The 22183-nt window shown below is 62.9% G+C and carries 17 protein-coding genes and 3 tRNA genes; 14 read left to right on the top strand and 6 right to left on the bottom strand.

Annotated features, from left to right (window positions below; all coding sequences use genetic code 11):
- The 12 genes from H3H37_RS24975 to H3H37_RS24920 form a co-directional block, all read left to right on the top strand.
- Positions 1 to 1693, top strand: a 1693-nt coding sequence (locus tag H3H37_RS24975; protein ID WP_182167636.1) for a pseudouridine synthase, incomplete at its 5' end; no start/stop codon positions are given.
- Between the two features lie 289 nt (positions 1694 to 1982).
- Complete coding sequence (rimP, locus tag H3H37_RS24970; RefSeq protein WP_182167634.1) at positions 1983 to 2471, top strand: ribosome maturation factor RimP; 489 nt, start codon at positions 1983 to 1985, stop codon at positions 2469 to 2471.
- Positions 2468 to 4033, top strand: a complete 1566-nt coding sequence (nusA, locus tag H3H37_RS24965) for a transcription termination factor NusA (RefSeq protein ID WP_182167632.1) — start codon at positions 2468 to 2470, stop codon at positions 4031 to 4033. The genes rimP and nusA overlap by 4 nt, the downstream gene beginning before the upstream one ends.
- Before the next feature lie 46 nt (positions 4034 to 4079).
- Complete coding sequence (gene infB / locus H3H37_RS24960; RefSeq protein WP_182167630.1) at positions 4080 to 6929, top strand: translation initiation factor IF-2; 2850 nt, start codon at positions 4080 to 4082, stop codon at positions 6927 to 6929.
- 86 nt (positions 6930 to 7015) lie between these two features.
- A complete protein-coding gene (gene rbfA / locus H3H37_RS24955; RefSeq protein ID WP_182167628.1) occupies positions 7016 to 7426 on the top strand; it encodes a 30S ribosome-binding factor RbfA in 411 nt (136 codons plus the stop codon).
- Positions 7427 to 7473: 47 nt separating this feature from the next.
- Complete coding sequence (gene truB, locus H3H37_RS24950; RefSeq protein ID WP_182167626.1) at positions 7474 to 8397, top strand: tRNA pseudouridine(55) synthase TruB; 924 nt, start codon at positions 7474 to 7476, stop codon at positions 8395 to 8397.
- Between the two features lie 165 nt (positions 8398 to 8562).
- Positions 8563 to 10395 carry a translational GTPase TypA gene (gene typA / locus H3H37_RS24945; protein ID WP_182167624.1) on the top strand — a complete coding sequence of 611 codons (1833 nt, stop codon included), beginning with the start codon at positions 8563 to 8565 and terminating at the stop codon, positions 10393 to 10395.
- A 119-nt stretch (positions 10396 to 10514) separates the two neighbouring features.
- Positions 10515 to 11516 carry a tRNA dihydrouridine(20/20a) synthase DusA gene (gene dusA / locus H3H37_RS24940; RefSeq protein ID WP_182167622.1) on the top strand — a complete coding sequence of 334 codons (1002 nt, stop codon included), beginning with the start codon at positions 10515 to 10517 and terminating at the stop codon, positions 11514 to 11516.
- Positions 11517 to 11850: 334 nt separating this feature from the next.
- Positions 11851 to 13584, top strand: coding sequence for a methyl-accepting chemotaxis protein (locus tag H3H37_RS24935; protein ID WP_182167638.1), 1734 nt, complete (start codon positions 11851 to 11853; stop codon positions 13582 to 13584).
- Between the two features lie 55 nt (positions 13585 to 13639).
- Positions 13640 to 13981: an energy transducer TonB gene (locus H3H37_RS24930; RefSeq protein ID WP_182167620.1), complete on the top strand. Its 342-nt coding sequence runs from the start codon at positions 13640 to 13642 to the stop codon at positions 13979 to 13981.
- Positions 13982 to 14086: 105 nt separating this feature from the next.
- Positions 14087 to 14389 (top strand): energy transducer TonB, encoded by a 303-nt coding sequence (locus tag H3H37_RS24925; RefSeq protein ID WP_229219032.1) that lies wholly within the window; start codon positions 14087 to 14089, stop codon positions 14387 to 14389.
- 154 nt (positions 14390 to 14543) lie between these two features.
- Positions 14544 to 14891, top strand: a complete 348-nt coding sequence (locus tag H3H37_RS24920; protein ID WP_182167616.1) for a hypothetical protein — start codon at positions 14544 to 14546, stop codon at positions 14889 to 14891.
- A 74-nt stretch (positions 14892 to 14965) separates the two neighbouring features.
- On the opposite strand, the gene H3H37_RS24915 is transcribed toward H3H37_RS24920, so the two are convergent.
- The 6 genes from H3H37_RS24915 to H3H37_RS24890 form a co-directional block, all read right to left on the bottom strand.
- On the bottom strand, positions 14966 to 15133 hold the full coding sequence (locus tag H3H37_RS24915; protein ID WP_182167639.1) for a hypothetical protein: 168 nt from the start codon (positions 15131 to 15133) through the stop codon (positions 14966 to 14968).
- 114 nt (positions 15134 to 15247) lie between these two features.
- The gene (locus H3H37_RS24910) at positions 15248 to 15697 is read right to left on the bottom strand and encodes a hypothetical protein (RefSeq protein WP_182167614.1); all 450 of its coding nucleotides are present in this window, start codon (positions 15695 to 15697) and stop codon (positions 15248 to 15250) included.
- Positions 15698 to 15971: 274 nt separating this feature from the next.
- Positions 15972 to 16047: transfer RNA gene (locus H3H37_RS24905), tRNA-His, on the bottom strand.
- 106 nt (positions 16048 to 16153) lie between these two features.
- Positions 16154 to 16229 (bottom strand) — tRNA-His (locus H3H37_RS24900).
- Between the two features lie 126 nt (positions 16230 to 16355).
- Entirely contained in the window at positions 16356 to 17210 is an 855-nt protein-coding gene (gene murI, locus H3H37_RS24895) for a glutamate racemase (RefSeq protein ID WP_182167613.1), read from the bottom strand.
- Positions 17211 to 17272: 62 nt separating this feature from the next.
- Positions 17273 to 18814 carry a fumarate hydratase gene (locus H3H37_RS24890; RefSeq protein WP_182167611.1) on the bottom strand — a complete coding sequence of 514 codons (1542 nt, stop codon included), beginning with the start codon at positions 18812 to 18814 and terminating at the stop codon, positions 17273 to 17275.
- Positions 18815 to 19219: 405 nt separating this feature from the next.
- Here H3H37_RS24890 and acs point away from each other — a divergent pair, with 405 nt between their 5' ends.
- Entirely contained in the window at positions 19220 to 21226 is a 2007-nt protein-coding gene (gene acs, locus H3H37_RS24885; protein WP_182167609.1) for an acetate--CoA ligase, read from the top strand.
- A 128-nt stretch (positions 21227 to 21354) separates the two neighbouring features.
- Positions 21355 to 21445, top strand: a tRNA-Ser gene (locus H3H37_RS24880).
- The last annotated feature ends 738 nt before the right edge of the window (positions 21446 to 22183 follow it).

Here is a 22183-nt window from a genome sequence, read left to right as displayed (position 1 = left end):
CGCGCCAGCGGCCCCGGCTGAAGCGGCTGGCCAGCGCGCTGAACGTGGCCCGCGTCCGCCGCGTGGCCCGCGCCAGATGCGTGAGCAGCGCGCCGCCCGCCAGGCGGCCATGCCGCGTCCCGAGCCGGTCGCCGCCGTGGAGGGCGAAGCGCCGGCCGAAGGCGAGGCGGTGCGCGCCAAGGAAGGCAAACCACGCCACGAGCAAGGCCAGCGCAACGAAGCGCGCGGCAATGGCAAGGGCCAGCAGAACCAGAAAAAAGGCAAGGGCGGCAAGCAGCAGCAACAGCGTGGCGCTCAAGGCGGCAAGGGCGGAGCGTCCAAGGCGGCCGATGCCGACGCCGTGTTCTCGTTCGTGACCTCGGAAGCTTATGACTCGGAAGAAGGTGGCACGGGCCGCGCGCCGGCCAAGGCCGTGCGCCGCGACCTGACCTCGGACGACGACGCGCCCAAGCTGCATAAGGTGCTGGCCGAAGCGGGCCTTGGTTCGCGCCGCGACATGGAAGAACTGATCATCGCCGGCCGCGTGTCGGTCAATGGCGAGCCGGCCCACATCGGCCAGCGCATCCTGGGCACCGACCAGGTCCGCATCAACGGCAAGCTGATCCAGCGCCGCGTGAGCAAGAAGCCGCCGCGCGTGCTGATCTACCACAAGCCGGCCGGCGAAATCGTCAGCAACGACGATCCGGACGGCCGTCCATCCGTGTTCGACCGCCTGCCCACCATGAAGGCGGGCAAATGGCTGGCCGTGGGTCGCCTGGACTTCAACACCGAAGGCTTGCTGCTGTTTACCACCTCGGGCGACTTGGCCAACCGGCTGATGCACCCGCGCTACGGAATCGACCGTGAATACGCGGTGCGCACGCTGGGCGAGCTGGAAGAAGGCATGCGCCAGAAACTGCTGGCCGGCGTGGAGCTGGAAGACGGCCTGGCGCAGTTCTCCAAGATTGCCGATGGCGGCGGCGAGGGCATCAACAAGTGGTATCGCGTGGTGATCGGCGAAGGCCGCAACCGCGAGGTGCGCCGCATGTTCGAAGCGATCGGCCTGACCGTGTCGCGCCTGATCCGTACCCGTTACGGCGCCATGACCCTGCCAAGCAGCCTGAAGCGTGGCCGCTGGGAGGAGATGGAAGAAAACACCGTGCGCGACCTGATGGCCGCCTACGGCGTGGAGAAGAAGGGTGGCGGCGAGGCGCAGCGCGGTGGCAATGCCAAAGGCGGCAACGCCAAGGGCGGCAATGCCAAGCGTGAGCGCGATGATCGTGACGAGCCGAACGGCAACCGTCTGGACGTCAGCAACGACAATGCGCTGCCGTTCCCAAAACCGGCCCGTGGCCAGGGCCGCGGCCAAGGCCGTGGCGGCATGGGGATGGGCATGGGCCAGAGTGGCCGTCCTGGTGGCCGTCCGCAAGGCGGCACGCTGGGCGCCTACGCCGGCGGCCGTCCGCTCGGTGGTGGTTTCGAAGGCCAGGGCCAGAGCCGGGGCAAGTCCCAGGGACGTGGTCAGGGTGGCCAGGGTGGTCAAGGTGGCCAGGGTCAGGGTTTCGGCGCCGCCAAGGGTCCGCAACGCGGTCCGCGCCAGCCTGATCCGCTGCAAACGACTTTTGGTTTCGGCAACGCCAGCGCGCCGCGCCGCAACCAGCCGCCGCGTGGCGGCGCCATCGACCACGGCATGCCGCGCCGCCGTAAAGGTTGATGAGGCGGCGGCTTCGGCCGCTGCCCGCTGTTTGGCCTGTTTTTGGGCCTTGTAGCCCGATTTTCCTTGTTGTAAGCCTGCCGTTGGGGTATGTCCGGCATTGCGGCACAAGGAAGAACGGGTTATAATTCACAGCCTGATTGAAGTTCTTCGCAAGGTCTGTTTGCCAAGAGTGCTTCCATCTGGTTGGAATGACAAGAAGATGGGCAGATGCCCATTTTTTTTTTGGTGAACCGTTTTGAGTGGTCCGTTTTTCAAAGTAGAAACGGACTTTGATCTGGAGAATTTCTTGCAGCTGCCGCAATTAATTGAAAAGACCGTGTCTGGTCTGGGCTATGAGCTGGTTGATGTCGAACGGGCCGAGCGCGGACTGTTGCGCGTGTATATCGATTTCTCGGCGGAAGATGCGGCCGAAAAAGGCCCGATCACCGTGGAGGACTGTGCCACGGTGAGTCACCAGCTGTCGCACGTGTTGACGGTCGAGAACGTCAACTACGAACGTTTGGAAATCTCGTCGCCGGGCCTCGATCGCCCGTTGCGCAAACTGGCCGATTACGTGCGCTTTGCCGGCTGCGAAGCCAGCGTCAAGCTGCGCGTGGCCATGCCGGGTACGAACAACCGGCGCACGTTCCAGGGCATCCTGCAGGAGCCCCAGGACGAGAAATTGTCGTTGGAATTTGAAGGAACAGATGGTCCGGCGTTGTTGGAGTTTACGCTCGCCGATGTGGATAAGGCACGCTTGGTGCCGCAGGTGGTTTTTAAGGGACGCAAAGCATGAGTCGCGAAGTTTTGTTATTGGTAGACGCGCTGGCGCGTGAGAAAAACGTCGACAAGGATGTCGTTTTTGGCGCGCTGGAATTCGCGTTGGCGCAAGCCACGAAGAAACGCTATGAAGGTGAAGTCGATATCCGCGTTTCGATCGACCGCGAGTCGGGTGAATTCGAGTCCTTCCGCCGCTGGCACGTGGTGCCGGACGAAGCTGGCCTCCAGCTGCCGGACCAGGAAATCCTGCTGTTCGAAGCGAAGGAACAGATCCCCGACATCGAAGTGGATGACCACATCGAAGAGCCGATCGAATCCGTGGAATTCGGCCGCCGCTTCGCGCAGGACACCAAGCAAGTGGTGCTGCAGCGCGTGCGCGACGCCGAGCGCGAACAGATCCTGGTGGACTTCCTGGAACGCGGCGACTCGCTCGTGACCGGCACCATCAAGCGCATGGAGCGCGGCGACGCCATCGTCGAATCGGGCAAGATCGAAGCGCGCCTGCCGCGCGACCAGATGATCCCGAAAGAGAACCTGCGTATCGGTGACCGCGTGCGTGCCTATATCCTGCGCATCGACCGCAACATGCGCGGCCCGCAGGTGATCCTGTCGCGCACCGCACCGGAATTCATCATGAAGCTGTTCGAGCTGGAAGTGCCGGAAATCGAACAAGGCATGCTGGAAATCAAATCGGCCGCCCGCGACGCCGGCGTGCGCGCCAAGATCGCCGTCTACACGGCCGACAAGCGCATCGACCCGATCGGCACCTGCGTGGGCATGCGCGGTTCGCGCGTGCAAGCCGTGACCGGCGAGCTGGGCGGCGAGCGCGTGGACATCGTGCTGTGGTCGGAAGATCCGGCCCAGTTCGTGATCGGTGCGCTGGCCCCGGCCAACGTGTCGTCGATCATGGTCGATGAAGAGAAGCACGCCATGGACGTGGTGGTGGACGAGGAAAACCTGGCCATCGCCATCGGCCGCTCGGGCCAGAACGTGCGCCTGGCGTCCGATCTGACCGGCTGGAAGATCAACATCATGACGGCCGAGGAATCGGCCGACAAAGCCGCCCAGGAAACGGCCGCCGTGCGCGCGCTGTTCATGGAGAAGCTGGACGTCGACCAGGAAGTGGCCGACATCCTGGTGGAAGAGGGCTTCGCCAGCCTGGAAGAAATCGCCTACGTGCCGATCTCCGAGATGCTGGAAATCGAATCGTTCGACGAAGATACCGTCAATGAACTCCGGACCCGCGCCCGCGACGCGCTGGTGACCGAGGCGATCGCTTCGGAAGAAGGCCTGGAAGGCATGGACGAGGCGCTGGTTGGTCTGGAAGGCATGGACCGCATCACCGCCGGCAAGCTGGGTCTGGCTGGTATCAAGACCGTGGAAGCATTTGCCGCACTGGCCTACGACGAATTCGGCGCCATCCTGGCGCTGTCGGCCGACCGTGCACGAGAACTGATTAAGAGTGAATTTGAAGATGTGACCGACGATGAGATGAAGTTGGTTGATTCGAAGTACGACGACCGTGCCAAGGCGCTGCAAGCCAAGGCCTGGAGTCTGGTCGAATCCGCAAAGGCTTAATTTGAGTATCTTTATCATCTCCGCGACACATAGAAAAGAGGACTGAATGGCGAGTAACAACGTAGCCCAATTTGCCACCGAACTGAAGATGCCTGCAGATTTGCTGCTGACGCAGCTGCGTTCTGCCGGCGTCGAGAAAAGTTCGACGTCAGATCCATTGTCGAAAGATGATAAGGATAAGCTGCTCGATCACCTGCGCCGTACCCACGGCGCAGCGGCTGACACCGAAAAGAAAAAAATCACGCTGACGCGCAAGGAAACCACCGAGATCAAGCAGGCTGATGCCACCGGCAAGTCGCGCACGATCCAGGTCGCCGTCAAGAAAGTGCGCACCTTCGTGCAGCGCGACGACATCGTGCCGCCGCCGGCCGCCGCGCCTGCCGCGCCCGTGGTCGACGCCGCCGAAGTGGCGCGCCGCGAAGAGGAAGCCCGTAAGCAGGCTGAACTGATCGCACGCCAGGAAGCGGAACTGCGCGAGAAGCAGGAAGCGCTGGCCAAGCTGGACGCCGAGAAGGAAGCGCAAGCGAAAGCGACCGCCGCCGCCGAAGCGGAAGCGAAGAAACAAGCCGAAGCGGAAGCCAAGCAGGCCGCCGCCAAGGCCGCCGCTGCCGCTGCAGCGGGCGCCGCCACCTCGGTGGCCGACGCCGCCGCGGAAGAGAAGAAAGCGGCCGCCGCCGCCGAGGAAGCCAAGAAGAAGGCCGATGCTGCCGCCAAGGAAGCCGCCGAGAAAGCGGCCGCCACCGAGCGCGCACGCAAGGCCGTGGCCGACGAAGTGGCACAGATCAAGGCCATGATGAACGCGCCGCGGCGCGCCATCAAGGCACCGGAGCCGGCACCGGCCCCGGTCAAGGCCAAGGCGCCGGAAGGCACGCTGCACAAGCCTGCCGACAAGAAGCCTGGCGAGAAGAAGGAAGACAAGAAGCCGGTCACGGCGGACAAGAAGTCGATCAAGTCGGCCAACGTGTCCTCGACCTGGCAGGACGACGCCAAGAAGCGCGGTGCGCCTGGCGCCTCCAAAGGCCGTGGCAATGCCCCGACCGGCGGTCGCGACGCATGGCGTAGCGGCGGCAAGGGCGGTGGTCGCCGTGGCGGCCATGTGGAAGAGCGCGAAAGCAACTTCCAGGCGCCGACGGAAGCCGTGGTCAAGGACGTGTACGTGCCTGAAACCATCACCGTGGCCGAACTGGCGCACAAGATGTCGGTCAAGGCATCCGAGGTCATCAAGCAGCTGATGAAGCTGGGCCAGATGTGCACCATCAACCAGGTGCTGGACCAGGAAACGGCCATGATTCTGGTCGAGGAAATGGGCCACAAGGCCTACGCCGCCGAGCAGGACGATCCGGAAGCGCTGCTGGCCGACCAGGGCGAACACGCCCACTTCGAAGCCGTGCCGCGCGCGCCGGTGGTGACCGTGATGGGTCACGTCGACCACGGTAAGACCTCGCTGCTGGACTACATCCGTCGCTCCAAAGTGGCGTCGGGCGAAGCCGGCGGCATTACGCAGCACATTGGTGCCTACCACGTGGAAACCCCGCGCGGCATCATCACCTTCCTCGATACGCCGGGTCACGAAGCGTTCACGGCCATGCGTGCCCGTGGCGCCAAGGCGACCGACATCGTGATCCTGGTGGTGGCAGCCGACGACGGCGTGATGCCGCAGACCAAGGAAGCGATCTCGCACGCCAAGGCAGCCGGTGTACCGCTGGTGGTGGCGATCAACAAGATCGACAAACCGGGTGGCAACGTGGACCGCGTCACGCAGGAACTGGTGGCCGAGCAAGTGGTGCCGGAAGAATACGGTGGCGAATCGCCATTCGTGCCAGTGTCGGCCAAGACCGGCCAGGGCATCGATGCGCTGCTGGAGCAAGTGCTGCTGCAAGCCGAAGTGCTGGAACTGAAGGCGCCGGTGGAAGCGCCGGCCCGTGGCCTGGTGGTCGAAGGCCGCCTGGACAAGGGCAAGGGCCCGGTCGCCACCATCCTGGTGCAGTCCGGTACCCTGAAGCGCGGCGACGTGATCCTGGCCGGCTCCTCCTATGGCCGCGTGCGCGCCATGCTGGACGAGAACGGCAAGCCGATCACCGAAGCCGGTCCATCGATCCCGGTCGAAATCCAGGGTCTGACGGAAGTGCCGCAAGCCGGTGAAGAAGTCATGGTCATGGCCGACGAGCGCAAGGCGCGTGAAATCGGTCTGTTCCGTCAAGGTAAGTTCCGCGACGTGAAGCTGGCCAAGCAGCAGGCCGCCAAGCTGGAGAACATGTTCGACCAGATGGCCGAAGGCGAAGTGAAGAACCTGCCGATGATCATCAAGACCGACGTGCAGGGTTCGCAGGAAGCGCTGGTCAGCTCGCTGCAGAAACTGTCGACCTCGGAAGTGCGGGTGCAGGTGGTGCACGCGGCAGTCGGCGGCATCACGGAATCGGACGTCAACCTGGCGGTGGCCTCGAAAGCGGTCATCATCGGCTTCAACGCCCGTGCCGATGCGCAGGCGCGCAAGCTGGCCGAGTCGAACGGCGTGGATATCCGTTACTACAACATCATCTACGACGCCATCGACGACGTGAAGTCGGCGCTGTCGGGCATGCTGGCGCCGGAGAAGCGCGAGACCGTGATTGGCCAGGTCGAAATCCGCCAGGTCATCCTGGTGTCGAAAGTGGGCGCGATTGCCGGCTGTCTGGTCACCGACGGCGTGGTCAAGCGCACCTCCTCGGTCCGCCTGCTGCGCAACAACATCGTCGTCTGGACGGGCGAGATCGACTCGCTCAAGCGCTTCAAGGACGATGCGAAGGAAGTGCGCGCCGGCCTCGAGTGCGGCCTGTCGTTGAAGAACTACAACGACATCCAGGTGGGCGACTCGCTGGAAGTGTTTGAAGTACAGGAAATCGCGCGTACGCTGTAATCCACAACGCACCGGCGATACCAGGCAAGTGGACGGAGGCGCAGCGCTTCCGTCCACTTGCCGTTTTAGGAAGGCAGTACCGAATCATGGCAAAACATAGCAAAACCATTCCACAGCGCGGCCAGCGCGTGGCGGACCAGATCCAGCGCGACCTGTCCGAAATCATCGCGTTCGAATTGAAGGACCCGCGCGTGGGCATGATCACGCTGACGGAAGTGCAGCTCACGCCCGACTACGCGCACGCCAAGATCTTCTTCACCATGCTGAAGGACAGTAAGGAAGCCGTGCAGAACACCATCGCCGGCCTGAACAAGGCGGCCGGCTTCATGCGCGGCCAGCTGGGCAAGCGTCTGCACATCCACACCCTGCCGCAGCTGCATTTCGTGCATGACGTGTCGACCGCGCGCGGCATGGAACTGTCGGCCCTGATCGACCAGGCCAACGCCACCCGCTCGCTCGACGACGAGCAAAGCCAGCAAGACAAGGACGCGGAATAAGCAGGGGCGGGGTGCCGCGTGCGCCCCGGATTCCCGCCGCCATCACCATGAAGCAAAACCATCCCAAGAAAGTCCGCGACCTGGTCGACGGCGTGCTGCTGCTCGACAAGCCGGTCGGCTTTTCCAGCAACGACGCGCTGATCAAGGCCAAGCGCGTGCTCAACGCCAAGAAGGCCGGCCACACGGGCACGCTGGACCCGTTCGCCACCGGCCTGCTGCCGCTGTGCTTCGGCGAAGCGACCAAGTTCTCGCAGGACTTGCTCGAAGCGGACAAAACCTATGAAACCGTGGTCCACCTGGGCCAGACCACCGACACCGGCGACACCGAAGGCGAAGTGGTCGACACGCGCGACGTGGACGTGACGCTGGAGCAGATCGAGGCCGTGCTGGCCCGCTTCCGTGGCCCCATCGCGCAAGTGCCGCCCATGTACTCGGCCCTGAAGCGCGACGGCAAACCGCTGTACGAATACGCGCGCGCCGGCATCACGCTGGAGCGCGAAGCGCGCAACGTGGTCATCCACAAGCTGGAGCTGATCAGCTACGAGGCGCCGTTCCTCAAGCTGTCCGTCACCTGCAGCAAGGGCACCTACATCCGCGTGCTGGGCCAGGACATCGGCGAAGCGCTCGGTTGCGGCGCGCACCTGAACGCGCTGCGCCGCACGCAAGTGGGCGCGCTGACGGCCGACGGCATGATCACGCTGGAGGCGCTGCTGGCCCATCCCGATCCGCGCAGCCTGCTGGCGCCGGTCGATGCGCTGCTGTCGAGTTTCCCGGCCGTGCAGTTGAACGCCGAGCTGGCCAAGCGCTTCCTGCAAGGCCAGCGGCTGGCGCTGGGCAAGGAGCCGGTCACCGTGCCGGCGGAGCAGGGGCGCGTGCGCGTCTACCTGGACGACAAGCTGCTGGGCACGGCCCAGCTGGGCGAATACAGCATCCTGGCGCCCGAGCGGCTGATCGCCACCGCCCACACCTGAAGCACCCTGGCCCGCGTGGTCTGGCAACTCTTTGAAAATATTAGGAATTTCGAGGAGAGTTGCAACGCACCATGCTATACTACGCGGTTCCAGAAATTGGCAAGCACTGTAACGCCTCGTACACCCCCGTACGCCCCCCGCAGTTTTTCAGCAAATATAACGACTATGTCTAATACTAAACGCGCAATTCGCAATATCGCTATCATCGCCCACGTTGACCACGGCAAAACCACCCTGGTGGACCAACTGCTGCGCCAGTCGGGTACCTTCCGTGAAAACCAGCAGGTCGATACCCGCGTCATGGACTCGAACGACCTCGAAAAAGAGCGCGGCATTACGATTCTGTCGAAGAACTGCGCGGTCGAGTACGAAGGCACCCACATCAACATCGTCGACACCCCGGGCCACGCCGACTTCGGCGGCGAAGTGGAACGCGTGCTGTCGATGGTCGACTCCGTGCTGCTGCTGATCGACGCCCAGGAAGGCCCGATGCCGCAGACCCGTTTCGTGACCCGCAAGGCGCTGGCCCTGGGCCTGAAGCCTATCGTGGTGGTCAACAAGATCGACCGTCCGGGCGCACGCGCCGACTGGGCCATCAACCAGACCTTCGAACTGTTCGACAAGCTGGGCGCGACCGACGAGCAGCTGGACTTCCCTATCGTCTACGCCTCGGGCCTGAACGGCTACGCCGGCCTGACCGAAGACGTGCGCGACGGCGACATGAAGCCGCTGTTCGAAGCCATCCTGAAATATGTGCCGGTGCGTAACGACGACCCGGACGGTCCGCTGCAGATGCAGATCACCTCGCTGGACTACTCGTCCTACGTGGGCAAGATCGGTATCGGCCGCGTGTCGCGTGGCCGCGTCAAGGCTGGCCAGGACGTCGTGTTCCTGAACGGTCCTGGCGACACCCCGACCAAGGGCCGCATCAACCAGGTGCTGAACTTCAAGGGCCTGGAGCGCGTGCTGGTCGATGAAGCCGTCGCCGGCGACATCATCCTGATCAACGGTATCGAAGACATCGGCATCGGTTCGACCATCTGCGCACCGGACACCCCGGAAGCGCTGCCGATGCTGACTGTGGACGAACCAACCCTGACCATGAACTTCATGGTCAACACCTCGCCGCTGGCTGGCCGCGAAGGCAAGTTCGTCACCTCGCGCCAGCTGCGCGACCGCCTGGAAAAAGAACTGAAGTCGAACGTGGCGCTGCGCGTGCTGCCGACCGACGACGATACCGTGTTCGAAGTGTCGGGCCGCGGCGAGCTGCACCTGACCATTCTGCTGGAAAACATGCGCCGTGAAGGCTTCGAGCTGGCCGTGTCGCGTCCGCGCGTGGTGTTCAAGATGGTCAACGGCGTGCGCGAAGAGCCGTACGAAATGCTGAGCGTGGACGTGGAAGAAGCGAACCAGGGCGGCGTGATGGAAGAACTGGGCCGTCGTCGTGGCGACCTGCAGAACATGGAATCGGACGGCAAAGGCCGTGTGCGTCTGGAATACCGCATCCCGGCCCGTGGCCTGATCGGCTTCCAGGGCGAATTCATGACCCTGACCCGCGGCACCGGCCTGATGAGCCACGTGTTCGACGCCTACGCCCCGGTCGATACCTCGAAAGGCGAACTGGCCGGCCGTCGCAACGGCGTGCTGATCTCGCAGGACGACGGCGCCGCCGTGGCCTACGCGCTGTGGAAGCTGCAGGATCGCGGCCGCATGTTCGTGGTGCACAACGACCCTGTGTACGAAGGCATGATCATCGGTATCCACTCGCGCGACAACGACCTGGTCGTGAACCCGATCAAGGGCAAGCAGCTGACCAACGTGCGCGCTTCCGGTACCGACGAAGCCGTGCGCCTGGTGCCGCCAGTCCAGCTGTCGCTGGAATACGCGGTCGAGTTCATCGAGGACGACGAGCTGGTCGAAATCACGCCGAAATCGATCCGTCTGCGCAAGCGTTACCTGAAAGAGCACGAGCGCAAGCGCGCTTCGCGCGAGGCGTAATCGCCGCTGCATGACGGCGCGCGCCAGCCGGCGCGCGCACCCGGCCCGCTGTGTCCGCATGAGCCCCATGCGGGGCAGCGGGTTTGACGTTTTCAGACCACCGTTGCACAAGTATTATTATGACCGCCAAGATCCTGCCTTCCCGCCGCCTGTCCGTCGCCCCCATGATGGACTGGACCGACCGCCATTGCCGCGTGTTCCACCGCCAGATCACGCGCCACACCTGGCTGTACACGGAGATGGTGACCACGGGCGCGCTGGTCTATGGCGACGTCGAGCGCCACCTGCGCTTCAGCGAGGAAGAGCATCCGGTCGCCCTGCAACTGGGCGGCAGCGATCCGGCCGACCTGGCCGTGAGCGCCAAGAAGGGCCAGGACTGGGGCTACGATGAAATCAACCTCAACTGCGGCTGCCCGTCGGAACGGGTGCAGAAGGGCGCGTTCGGCGCCTGCCTGATGGCCGAGCCGCAACTGGTGGCCGACTGCGTGAAGGCCATGCGCGACGCCGTCACCATCGACGTGACCGTCAAGCACCGGATCGGCATCGACCAGACCGAAAGTTATGATTTCGTGCGCGACTTCGTCGGCACGGTGGCCGACGCCGGCTGCCGCACCTTCATCGTCCACGCCCGCAACGCTATCCTGAAGGGCTTGTCGCCCAAGGAAAACCGCGAGATCCCCCCGCTCAAGTACGAGTACGCCTACCGGCTCAAGCGCGACTTCCCCGACTTTGAAATCCTGATCAACGGCGGCATCAAGACCGAGGCCGAGATCGACCTGCATCTGCAGCACGTCGATGGCGTGATGCTGGGCCGCGAGGCTTACCACAACCCGTTCATGATGGCCGGTTTCGACCAGCGCTACTATGGCGACACGGCCGAGCGCCCCACGCGCGAGCAGGTGCTGGCGGCCATGGTGCCCTACATCGAAGCCCAGCTCAAAAACGAGGGCGGGCGCGGCCTCAAACTCAATTCCATCACTCGCCACATGCTCGGTCTGATGCAGGGTTTGCCCGGCGCAAAAAGCTTCCGCCAGACACTGTCGGACTCGAAAAAACTGGCCGCCGGCGACCCACGTTTACTGCTCGAAGCGGCCGCCCGGCTGCGCCTTTCCACGCCGTAAGCCTGCTTTCGCCAAGTAATTTTCGGCGGCAACTCAATTTCCTCGCAGAAAGTTCGTTTGCGTAAAATTGAGGCAGGTTTTGCTTGCTTTGAGGCAAATTTCACATCTATAATTCCTGAATACTCACACAAATCCACCGAATTCCGTTTGGGTATTGCATGTCAGGAAACGCGCTGCTGGTGGAGCCGCGCGTTTTGCATTCGCAGTCATTGTTTGCTACTGTCGCACGCCTAACAGCACGGGCCGGTGGATTCCAAGCGCACAACGCCTGGTTTCCAGGGCAAATTCTTATCAATAGTGTCACTTACGAAGAGACGAAATGAATTTAGCAAAAATGAAAGTTGGGACGCGACTGGGTCTCGGGTTCGCCTTGGTGCTGCTGTTTCTGGTGGCCGTGACTGCTGTCGGCATAGGCCGTATGGCGCAAATCCAGGACCGCCTGGACCATGTGGTGGGCGTCAACAACGTCGTCACCCGGCTGGTGATTGATATGCGTGCCAACGTCAGCGACCGCATCACCTCGCTGCGCATTCTGACCCTGATGCCCGAAGGTTCGGACCTGGAACCGGAAATGAACCGCGTCAAGGACCTGGCGGCCAAGTATGCCGAAGCCCAGAAGAAGCTGAGTGACCAGTTCGCCGTGGAAGCGACCCCGGAAGAAAAAGCCCTGCTGGGCCAGGTCAAGGAATTCGAGGCGGCTGCCATGCCCGCCATCGCCAAGGCTTCCGACCTGTGGCTGGCCAACAAGGCCGAAGACGCCACCAAGGTCATGATCAAGGAAATCCGTCCGGTGCAGAAGAAGTGGATGGCTGCGCTGGATCAGCTGGCCACGCTGGAAGACAAACTGAACACCCAGGTGCAGGTTGACGCCGCCACCGGCTTCGCCAGCGCCCGTACCTTCATGATCGTGCTGGGCGCGCTGGCCGTGGCCATCAGCGTGCTGGCCGCCGTCGTCATCACCCGTGGCCTGCTCAAGCAGCTGGGCGGCGAGCCCGACTACACCGCCAGCATCGCCGGCAGCATCGCCAAGGGTGACCTGTCCGTGATGATCGATACCGACAGCCGCGACCAGGACAGCCTGCTGGCCGAGATGAAGGAAATGCGTAACAGCCTGGTCGACATCGTGGGCCAGGTGCGCAACGGCACGGAAACCATCGGCACGGCGTCGCGCGAAATCGCGGCCGGCAACATCGACCTGTCGTCGCGCACGGAAATGCAAGCCAGCTCGCTGGAAAAGACGGCCACCGCCATGGAAGAACTGACGGCGACCGTGAAGCAGAACGCCGACAACGCCCGCGAGGCGAACCAGCTGGCCGCCACCGCATCGGATGTGGCCATGAAGGGCGGCGCCGTGGTGTCGCAAGTGGTCGACACCATGAGCTCGATCGACGCGTCGGCCAAGAAGATCGTGGACATCATCGGCGTGATCGATGGCATCGCCTTCCAGACCAATATCCTGGCGCTGAACGCCGCCGTGGAGGCGGCCCGTGCCGGTGAGCAGGGCCGCGGCTTCGCCGTGGTGGCGTCGGAAGTGCGCAACCTGGCCCAGCGTTCCGCTGGCGCCGCCAAGGAAATCAAGCTGCTGATCGACGATTCGGTGGAAAAAGTGGGCGCCGGCACCAAGCTGGTGGGCCAGGCCGGTGTGACGATGGACGAGGTGGTCGCCTCCGTGCGCCGCGTGACGGACATCATGAGCGAGATCGCCAACGCCAGCCAGGAGCAGAGCGCCGGCATCGAGCAGGTCAACCATTCCATCATCGAGATGGACAGCATGACCCAGCAGAACGCGGCGCTGGTGGAAGAAGCGGCCGCTGCCGCCCAGAGCCTGCAGGACCAGGCCGCCGAACTGGCGCGCGTGGTCAGCATCTTCAAGCTGGTGGAAGGCGAGGAGCGCATGGCGCCTGTGGCCTACATCGCCCCGGTCGCGCCGGTGGCAGTGGCCAAGCCGGCCGCCGTGAGCCGTCCGGCTGCACCGGTGCGCAAGCTGGCCGCCGCGCCAACGCCCGCCGCCAAGCCGAAGAAAGTTGCCGCCGCCGCACAGGCGGAAGATGAGTGGGAAGAGTTTTAAGCGTTTCTTTGCACCGACAGTTTTGAATAATAAACGTAGTGGGAATAACGACAATATGAACAAAGTTTCGACCAGCATCATCGCAGCCATCCTCCTGTCCGGCGCCAGCGCCGCCGCCTTCGCGGGCGAAGTCCCTGCCACCTTCGACGCCCGTAACTGCCGCGCCGAGTATCCCAAGGCATCCCTGATGAACGAAGAACAGGGCAATGTGTCGATGGCTTTCCTGGTCTCGACCGATGGCACCGTGGTCGATTCCAAGATCGAAAAATCGAGCGGCTACAAGAACCTGGACAAAGCCGCCATCAAGGCCATCAGTGCCTGCAAGTTCAAGCCCGGTACCAAGGATGGCGCCGTGGCTCAGACCTGGACCAAGGTCGATTACGACTGGAAACTGTAATAAAGACACGGCGCCAGCCGCCGGGAACTTGATCAAGAATTAGCCACTTGGGGAAATCAGATGTCTACAAATAAGCGTTGGTTGAGTGTTTTTGCGGCAGTGCTCATGTCGGGCGCGACGGCAGCCTATGCGGGCGAAGTGCCGGCCAGTTTCGACGCCAAGAACTGCAAGGCGGAATATCCGAAGGCATCGCTGATGAACGAGGAGCAGGGTACGGTTTCGATGATGTTCCTGGTCAAGGCTGATGGTACGGTGGCCGACTCCAAGGTGGAAAAGTCGAGTGGTTTCAAGAATCTGGACAAGGCAGCCATCAAGGCCATCAGTGCCTGCAAGTTCAAGCCGGGCACCAAGGATGGCGCGCCGGCCGAAACCTGGACCAAGGTTGATTACGCGTGGAAGCTGGACTGAGGCGAAGCGCTGCATCCCCAACAAGAAACCGGCCTTGCGCCGGTTTTTTTCATGGCTGGCCGCATTTTTCCGCTCTCCCTACGGGTGTAACAAGCTGTAAATCTGCAGCGCGGGACTTCAATTTTCCCTATAGTACGAAAAGGAGGAACATGCGATGAAAACCATATTGGCAGTGCTGGCAATGGCGGCCTTGAGCGGCTGCGTGGTCGCGCCACCGGCACCTGCGTATTACGGCGGCCGTGCCGCCCCGGTCGATCCTTACCAGTGGCATACCGTGTCGGTGGAACCGGCAGGGCCGTCGCGCGTCGAATACAGTAGCGCGCCCGTGTACGCACCGGCACCCGTCTATGCACCGGCGCCAGTGTATTACCCAGCCCCCGTCTATGCCGCGCCGGCGCCTTCCTACTACTACCCGCCGGTGTCGATAGGTCTGGACTTCGTGTTCGGGAGCTGGTGCTGCGGCCACCGTGGGGGCGGGCGCGGTTACTACCGTCACCGCTGACAGGCCCAACGACAACGCAAGCCCGCCGCGCCATTTCTGGCGCTGCGGGCTTTTTTGTTTTCAAGGTGGACAGCTCAGGGCAGCATGTACAGCGTGCCGTTATCGAGCATCGCCATTTCCGAGCACAGCAGGTAGGCGGAAGTGCCCGCCAGGCCTAGCAGCAGCGTCCCCCACGCGACATGGCGCATGTGCGACAGCGTGGCCTCGGGAACGTGGAAGGGGAGGTGATGTGAGATGTTCATGTATTCAGTCTAGTACATGAACGCGCGGTCTGCCGTCGGTCCATCGTCCTCGCTGTTGTAGGACGATGGCGCGTTGGCGTGGATGCGAGGGGAGTGTTTACTTCGTGCTTACGCTTACTTGGTGCGCCACAGCACGACCGGGCCGGCCGGCGCTGTGTCGAGCGCATTGGACAGTTCCAGCCACTGCTGCAACCGTTCCGGATGTTTGAGCTGGATGCCCACGCCATCGATGGTGCCGATCTGTTCCAGCATGCGGGCGTCGAGCTTGGCCTTGGACACGGTGGGCGCGTTCATCACCATGCGGTCATACGCCTTGCGGGCCTTGTTTTCCCACTTGTGCAAGCTGCTGTCGTCGAAGCGGTTGGCTTCGAAATAGACGGTCAGCGAGCCGTCCGGATTGCCAAAGCCCACTACGCCAGCCCCCTTGCGGATGGTGGTGGTGTTGCTCAGGTCAAATGCGCTGGTGGGCACGAACACCCCGGCGCGGCCGTCGATATCGGGCCGGCCCACGGGCGTGTCCTTGCCGTAGGTGGTGACTTCCTGGTTGGAGATTTCTTCAGACATATACTCATGCGCCTCCTGCCGGTGACGGCGGGGCATTCCTGTTCAGTGTTGATGGAGTGCAGGGGCGGCGGTTCGGCCCGGATTGCTGCTTCGGTGCCCCGCACGGGCGTGCGCGGCGACGCTTTATTGTAGCGTTAAACCAGTTCCATCGGGCAATGTCGCCCAACATTTTCCCGTCATTCCTGGGTGGTGCCGTGTGCCCGGGCGGCCGCGCCGCTTGCAAAGCAAAAAGCCACAAGCGTGAACTTGTGGCTTTTTGTTTGCTGCGAATTCTTGGGGTGGCTGATGGGGCTCGAACCCACGACAACAGGAATCACAATCCTGGACTCTACCAACTGAGCTACAGCCACCACTGACTTGCTACCGCCGGCGCAACTTGCGCGACAGCGGGTGTTTCTACTAAAACAAAAAAGCCATAAGGTTGAACTTATGGCCTTATGCGTACTACGAATCCGGTGGGGTGGCTGATGGGGCTCGAACCCACGACAACAGGAATCACAATCCTGGACTCTACCAACTGAGCTACAGCCACCACTGGTCTTACGTTTGTCCCGGTGTTTGCGGGACAGGTGCCGAATTATACAAGCCGATGTTGAAACGTGCAAATCTAAATGCACAGATCGACAAGTCCTGGCGCCGCCGGCAAGCGCGGCCGTGTCTAAATGGTCACGCTGGCCACAGGCGGGTTCAGGCCCAGCAGATTGCCGAACGCGGCCGACAGTTCGGCCGCGCTGGCGCTCGTGTAGCCCAGCAGCCGGGCCGGCGCGCCGGCGTCGTCCGGCGCCGGCACGCGCTCCAGGCCGGCCGCATGCAGCAGGCGGGCGATCTGGCGCGCCACGGCGTCCCCGGTGTCGATGATGGCGACCGGGTGGGCGCTGGTGCGCTCGACCACCTGCTCGATGCCGGGCTGGACGAACACGTAATGGGTGCAACCGAGCACCAGCGTGTCGACCCCTTGCGTGATCAGCGGCGCCACGTAGCGTTGCAGCAGCGCCTGCGTGGCCGCCGTGTCTAGCTCGCCGAGGTTGATCTGGTCGGCCAGGCCGATGCACGGCATCAGCACGAACTCGGCGCCGCTGCTGGCGCTGATCTGTTCACGCAATTGCAGGAATTTTTCGCCCGACAGCGTGCGGTCCGTGGCCAGCACGCCGATCTTGCCATTGTGGCTGGCCGCCACGGCCGGCTTCAGGCCGGGCTCCACGCCCACCACGGGCAGCAGCGGGTAGCGGGCGCGGATGGCCTTGATGGCGGCCACGGTGGCCGTGTTGCAGGCCACCACCAATCCCTTGACGCCCTGGGTGACGAGGAAGTCCGCCACCGCCAGCGCGCGCGCCGTGACCACGGCTTCCGGCTTGTCGCCGTAGGGCGCGTAGCCGATGTCGGCGAAATAGGTCAGATGCTCGTCCGGCAGCTGGGCGCGGATGTGGCGCAGCACGGACAGGCCGCCCACGCCGGAATCGAACACGCCGATGGGCGCGTCCGGGGCGGTGGAAATAGCTGGGATGGAATTCATGTGCGTATCGTAAACGGCAACCGCCCCGCGGCGCAAACGCAGCGGGGCGGCAAGGGGACGGCTTAAGCGACGGTGACGGGGATATTGCCCACGGTGCTTAGCTGCTCGATCTTGGCCTGCCACTCTTTTGGACCCGTGTTGTGCACGGAAGTGCCGGCCGCGTCGACGGCCACGGTGACGGGCATGTCGACCACTTCGAACTCATAGATCGCTTCCATGCCCATGTCCTCGAAGCCCAGCACCTTGGCGCTCTTGATGGCTTTGGATACCAGGTAGGCGGCGCCGCCCACGGCCATCAGGTAAGCCGACTTGTGCTTCTGGATCGCCTCGATGGCGGCAGGGCCGCGCTCGGCCTTGCCGATCATGGCGATCAGGCCGGTTTTGTCGAGCATCATTTCCGTGAACTTGTCCATGCGGGTGGCCGTGGTCGGGCCGGCCGGGCCGACGGCTTCGTCGCGCACCGGATCGACCGGGCCGACGTAGTAGATCACGCGGTTCTTGAAGTCCACCGGCAGCGGCTCGCCCTTGGCCAGCATGTCCTGGATGCGCTTGTGGGCGGCATCGCGGCCGGTCAGCATCTTACCGTTCAGCAGCAGGGTCTGGCCCGGTTTCCACGACGCCACTTCTTCCTTGGTCAGCGTGTTCAGGTCGACGCGCTTGGACTTCTCCGTGTCAGGCGCCCAGCTCACGTTTGGCCAGGTCGACAGCGGTGGCGGCGTCATGTAGGCCGGGCCGGAACCGTCGAGCACGAAGTGGCCGTGGCGGGTGGCCGCGCAGTTCGGAATCATGGCCACGGGCTTCGATGCCGCGTGGGTCGGGTGCATCATGATCTTCACGTCCAGCACCGTGGTCAGGCCGCCCAGGCCCTGGGCGCCGATGCCCAGCGCGTTGATCTTGTCGCACAGCTCGATACGCAGTTCTTCCAGCTTGTTTTTCGGGCCGCGCTGCTTCAGTTCGTACATGTCGATGTCGTCCATCAGCACTTCCTTGGCCATCATCATGGCCTTCTCGGCGGTGCCGCCGACGCCGATGCCCAGCATGCCGGGCGGGCACCAGCCGGCGCCCATGGTCGGCACGGTCTTCAGTACCCAGTCCACCAGCGAATCGGACGGGTTCATCATGATCATCTTCGACTTGTTCTCCGAGCCGCCGCCCTTGGCCGCCACTTTCACGTCGACCGTGTTGCCTTCCACCAGTTCCATGTGGACCACGGCAGGCGTGTTGTCCTTGGTGTTCTTGCGGTCGAACAGCGGGTCGGCCACGATGGAGGCGCGCAGCTTGTTGTCATCGTAGTTGTAGGCGCGACGCACGCCTTCGTTGACGGCGTCGGTGACGGTGCCGGTGAAGCCCTCGAAGCGCACGCCCATACCGATCTTCAGGAACACGTTGACGATGCCGGTATCCTGGCAGATCGGACGCTTGCCCTCCGCGCACATGCGCGAGTTGGTCAGGATCTGCGCGATGGCGTCCTTGGCGGCCGGGCTCTGTTCGGACTCGTAAGCGCGCGCCAGGTGCTGGATGTAATCGGCTGGATGGTAGTAGCTGATGTACTGCAGCGCGGCGGCGACGGAGTCGATCAGGTCTTCTTGCTTGATGATGGTCATGGTGATCTCGCGTGGTTAAATTCGAGTGGAACGAGGAGTGATGCGGAAACCGGGACAGCGGCCTGGCGCTGGCAACGCCGGCGCGCGCGACGACCGTACGACGCACGGCGGCCAGCAGCGTGGCGCGGGTGGTCGGAAACACAGGCAGGTCATCGGGACGGGACTCCGGTATGCTAGCGGGCAGATGGGAACTGCCGACATTCTACACGTGCTGATCGGCAACCGCATCCGCGCGGCGGCTTGATACGTCAGCTGTGGTTGATTTGAATGATTGGTAAAATGGCACAACAGGCGTGATTGCAACGGGTACTCGCATCAAATCCTTCGCCGGGGACGGCCTGTAAGGACTCAGTAAGCGATCAAGTTTAATGTTGTTATCAAACGATTACTACACTGGAGATCAGCATGACCAGCACTGCAAGCCAAGCTCAAAGCGCCCAACAGCAGGGCCCACAAGAATCCCGCGTCTTCGCACCGCCGGCGGCGTTCGCGGACCAGGCCGCAATCTCGGGCATGGCCGCCTACGAGGCACTGTGCGCCGAAGCGGCCGCCGACTATGAAGGTTTCTGGGGCCGTCTGGCCAAGGAAAACCTCGTGTGGCAAAAGCCGTTCACCCGCGTGCTGAATGAAGACGACGCACCGTTCTACAAATGGTTCGAAGACGGCCACCTGAACGTGTCGTACAACTGCCTGGACCGCAACCTGCAGAACGGCAACGCCGACAAGACCGCCATCATCTTCGAAGCGGACGACGGCACCAGCACCCCGGTCAGCTATCGCCAACTGCACGAGAAAGTGTGCAAATTCGCCAACGGCCTGAAATCGCGCGGCATCAAGAAGGGCGACCGCGTCATCATCTACATGTCGATGTCGGTGGAAGGTGTGGCCGCCATGCAGGCCTGCGCCCGTATCGGCGCCACCCACTCGGTGGTGTTCGGCGGCTTCTCGGCCAAGTCGCTGCAGGAGCGCATCATCGACGCCGGCGCCGTGGCCATCATCACGGGCGACGAGCAAATGCGCGGCGGCAAGCAACTGCCGCTGAAAGCCATCGTCGACGAAGCGCTGGCGCTGGGCGGTTGCGAGACCGTGAAGGACGTGATCGTCTACAAGCGCACGGGCGGCAACATCAACATGGTGGCCGGCCGCGACATGTGGCTGAGCGACCTGGTCGACAACCAGTCGGCCGAATGCGAACCTGAATGGGTGAGCGCCGAGCATCCGCTGTTCATCCTTTACACGTCGGGCTCGACGGGCACCCCGAAAGGCGTGCAGCACTCGAGCGGCGGCTACCTGCTGTGGGCCGCGCTGACGATGAAGTGGACCTTCGACATCAAGCCGGCCGACGTGTTCTGGTGCACGGCCGACATCGGCTGGGTGACCGGCCACAGCTACATCGCCTATGGCCCGCTGGCCGTGGGCGCGACGCAAGTGGTGTTCGAAGGCATCCCGACCTACCCGAACGCGGGCCGTTTCTGGGACACCATCGCCAAGCACAAGGTCAGCATCTTCTACACGGCGCCGACGGCGATCCGCTCGCTGATCAAGGCCTCGGACGCGGACGCGAAAGTGCATCCGAACAGCTTCGACCTGTCCACGCTGCGCCTGCTGGGCACGGTGGGCGAGCCGATCAATCCGGAAGCCTGGATGTGGTACTACAACAATGTGGGCCGCGAGAAGTGCCCGATCGTCGACACCTTCTGGCAGACGGAAACGGGCGGTCACATGATCACCCCGCTGCCGGGCGCCACGCCGATGGTGCCGGGTTCGTGCACGCTGCCGCTGCCGGGCATCATGACCGCCATCGTGGACGAAGCCGGTCACGACGTGCCGAACGGGCAGGGCGGTATCCTGGTCGTCAAGCGTCCGTGGCCATCGATGATCCGCACCATCTGGAACAATCCGGAGCGCTTCAAGTCCGGCTACTTCCCCGAGGAACTGGGCGGCAAGATGTACCTGGCTGGCGACGGCGCGATCCGCAACAAGGAAACCGGTTACTTCACCATCACCGGCCGTATCGACGACGTGCTGAACGTGTCGGGTCACCGCATGGGCACGATGGAGATCGAATCGGCGCTGGTGGCCAATCCGCTGGTGGCCGAGGCCGCCGTGGTGGGCAAGCCGGACGATACGACGGGCGAATCGATCTGCGCGTTCGTGGTGCTGAAGCAGGCACGTCCGACCGGTGAAGACGCCAAGCGTCTGGCGCTGGAGCTGCGCAACTGGGTGGGCAAGGAGATCGGTCCGATCGCCAAGCCGAAAGAAATCCGCTTTGGCGACAACCTGCCGAAGACGCGCTCGGGCAAGATCATGCGCCGTCTGCTGCGTGTGCTGGCCAAGGGCGAGACCATCACCCAGGACGTGTCCACGCTGGAAAATCCAGCGATTCTGGAGCAGCTGAAGGAAGCGTCCTAAGTTGAGGGCGGGTGCCCGGCTGGGACCGGGCACCTTGATGGGCGAAGTGGTAAGGTTGTTTGCAAATAATATTGGTACTCTCCAGAATCTTTGCTATAATTTGCCGCTTCCCGAAAAAGGGAAAAGCAGGAGAGATGGATGAGTGGTTGAAGTCGCACGCCTGGAAAGCGTGTATAGGTTCATAGCCTATCGGGGGTTCGAATCCCCCTCTCTCCGCCAGGAATACAAATGTAAAAAAGGCCACCCTCGGGTGGCCTTTTTGCATTTGTTTCCTGGCGGAGAGAAGCAGAGCGCCTGCGCGCTCTCCGTGGTCGCCAAGGCGGCAGGTTCGAAGGCATCGCCCCTGCAGGGGCGGGCCGCTCCGAATCGTCCGATTGCCACCGCTACGCGGTGGCGCGCCGGAGGCGCCGCGCGTAGCGCGATTTTCCTCTGAGCATCATTCTCATCTTCAATTTGGCACAATGCCGGAACTGATCCCGTCGCGCACGTCGCGCTCACGCTCAGCAAGTATTTAGAGTAGGAGAAAATAGTGCGGCGACATGGAAGGGCGAGTTGTGGAACGCGAATGGCATTCGAAACAAGAGCATTGTCTACAACCGCTGCTTGGCTGCAATGACTGAGGAGTGGACGAAGTCCTTTGGCTACCGGGAGGCCAGGCTGCGGGCGCCCCAGTTCATTGACGGCGTATTGCCGCTGGAAAAGGTGCTGCGGATCGTATGTCAGTCCGGTTGACGTGAGCGCTGGTCAGGTCAACTTTTCATACTCCCCATCGTTTCTATATGCTTCACTACCTCGCCACCTAAACGCTACAAAGGGTGGCGAGGACCTTTGTGTTAATTTGCATTGAAAATTGACCCATCTTCCCCACGAATTTGCAACGGAATCTGACCCACGTTCATAGCACAATCCTTCCTGTCCTTTCGACAGGAGATCGGAGTGATCGACGTGGCTTTACTA

Origin of the sequence: Rugamonas brunnea, assembly GCF_014042345.1 — a bacterium.
GTDB classification, from domain to species: domain Bacteria; phylum Pseudomonadota; class Gammaproteobacteria; order Burkholderiales; family Burkholderiaceae_D; genus Rugamonas; species Rugamonas brunnea.
The sequence above is the reverse complement of the archived record's forward strand: the minus strand, read 5'-3'. Positions and strand labels throughout refer to the sequence as shown.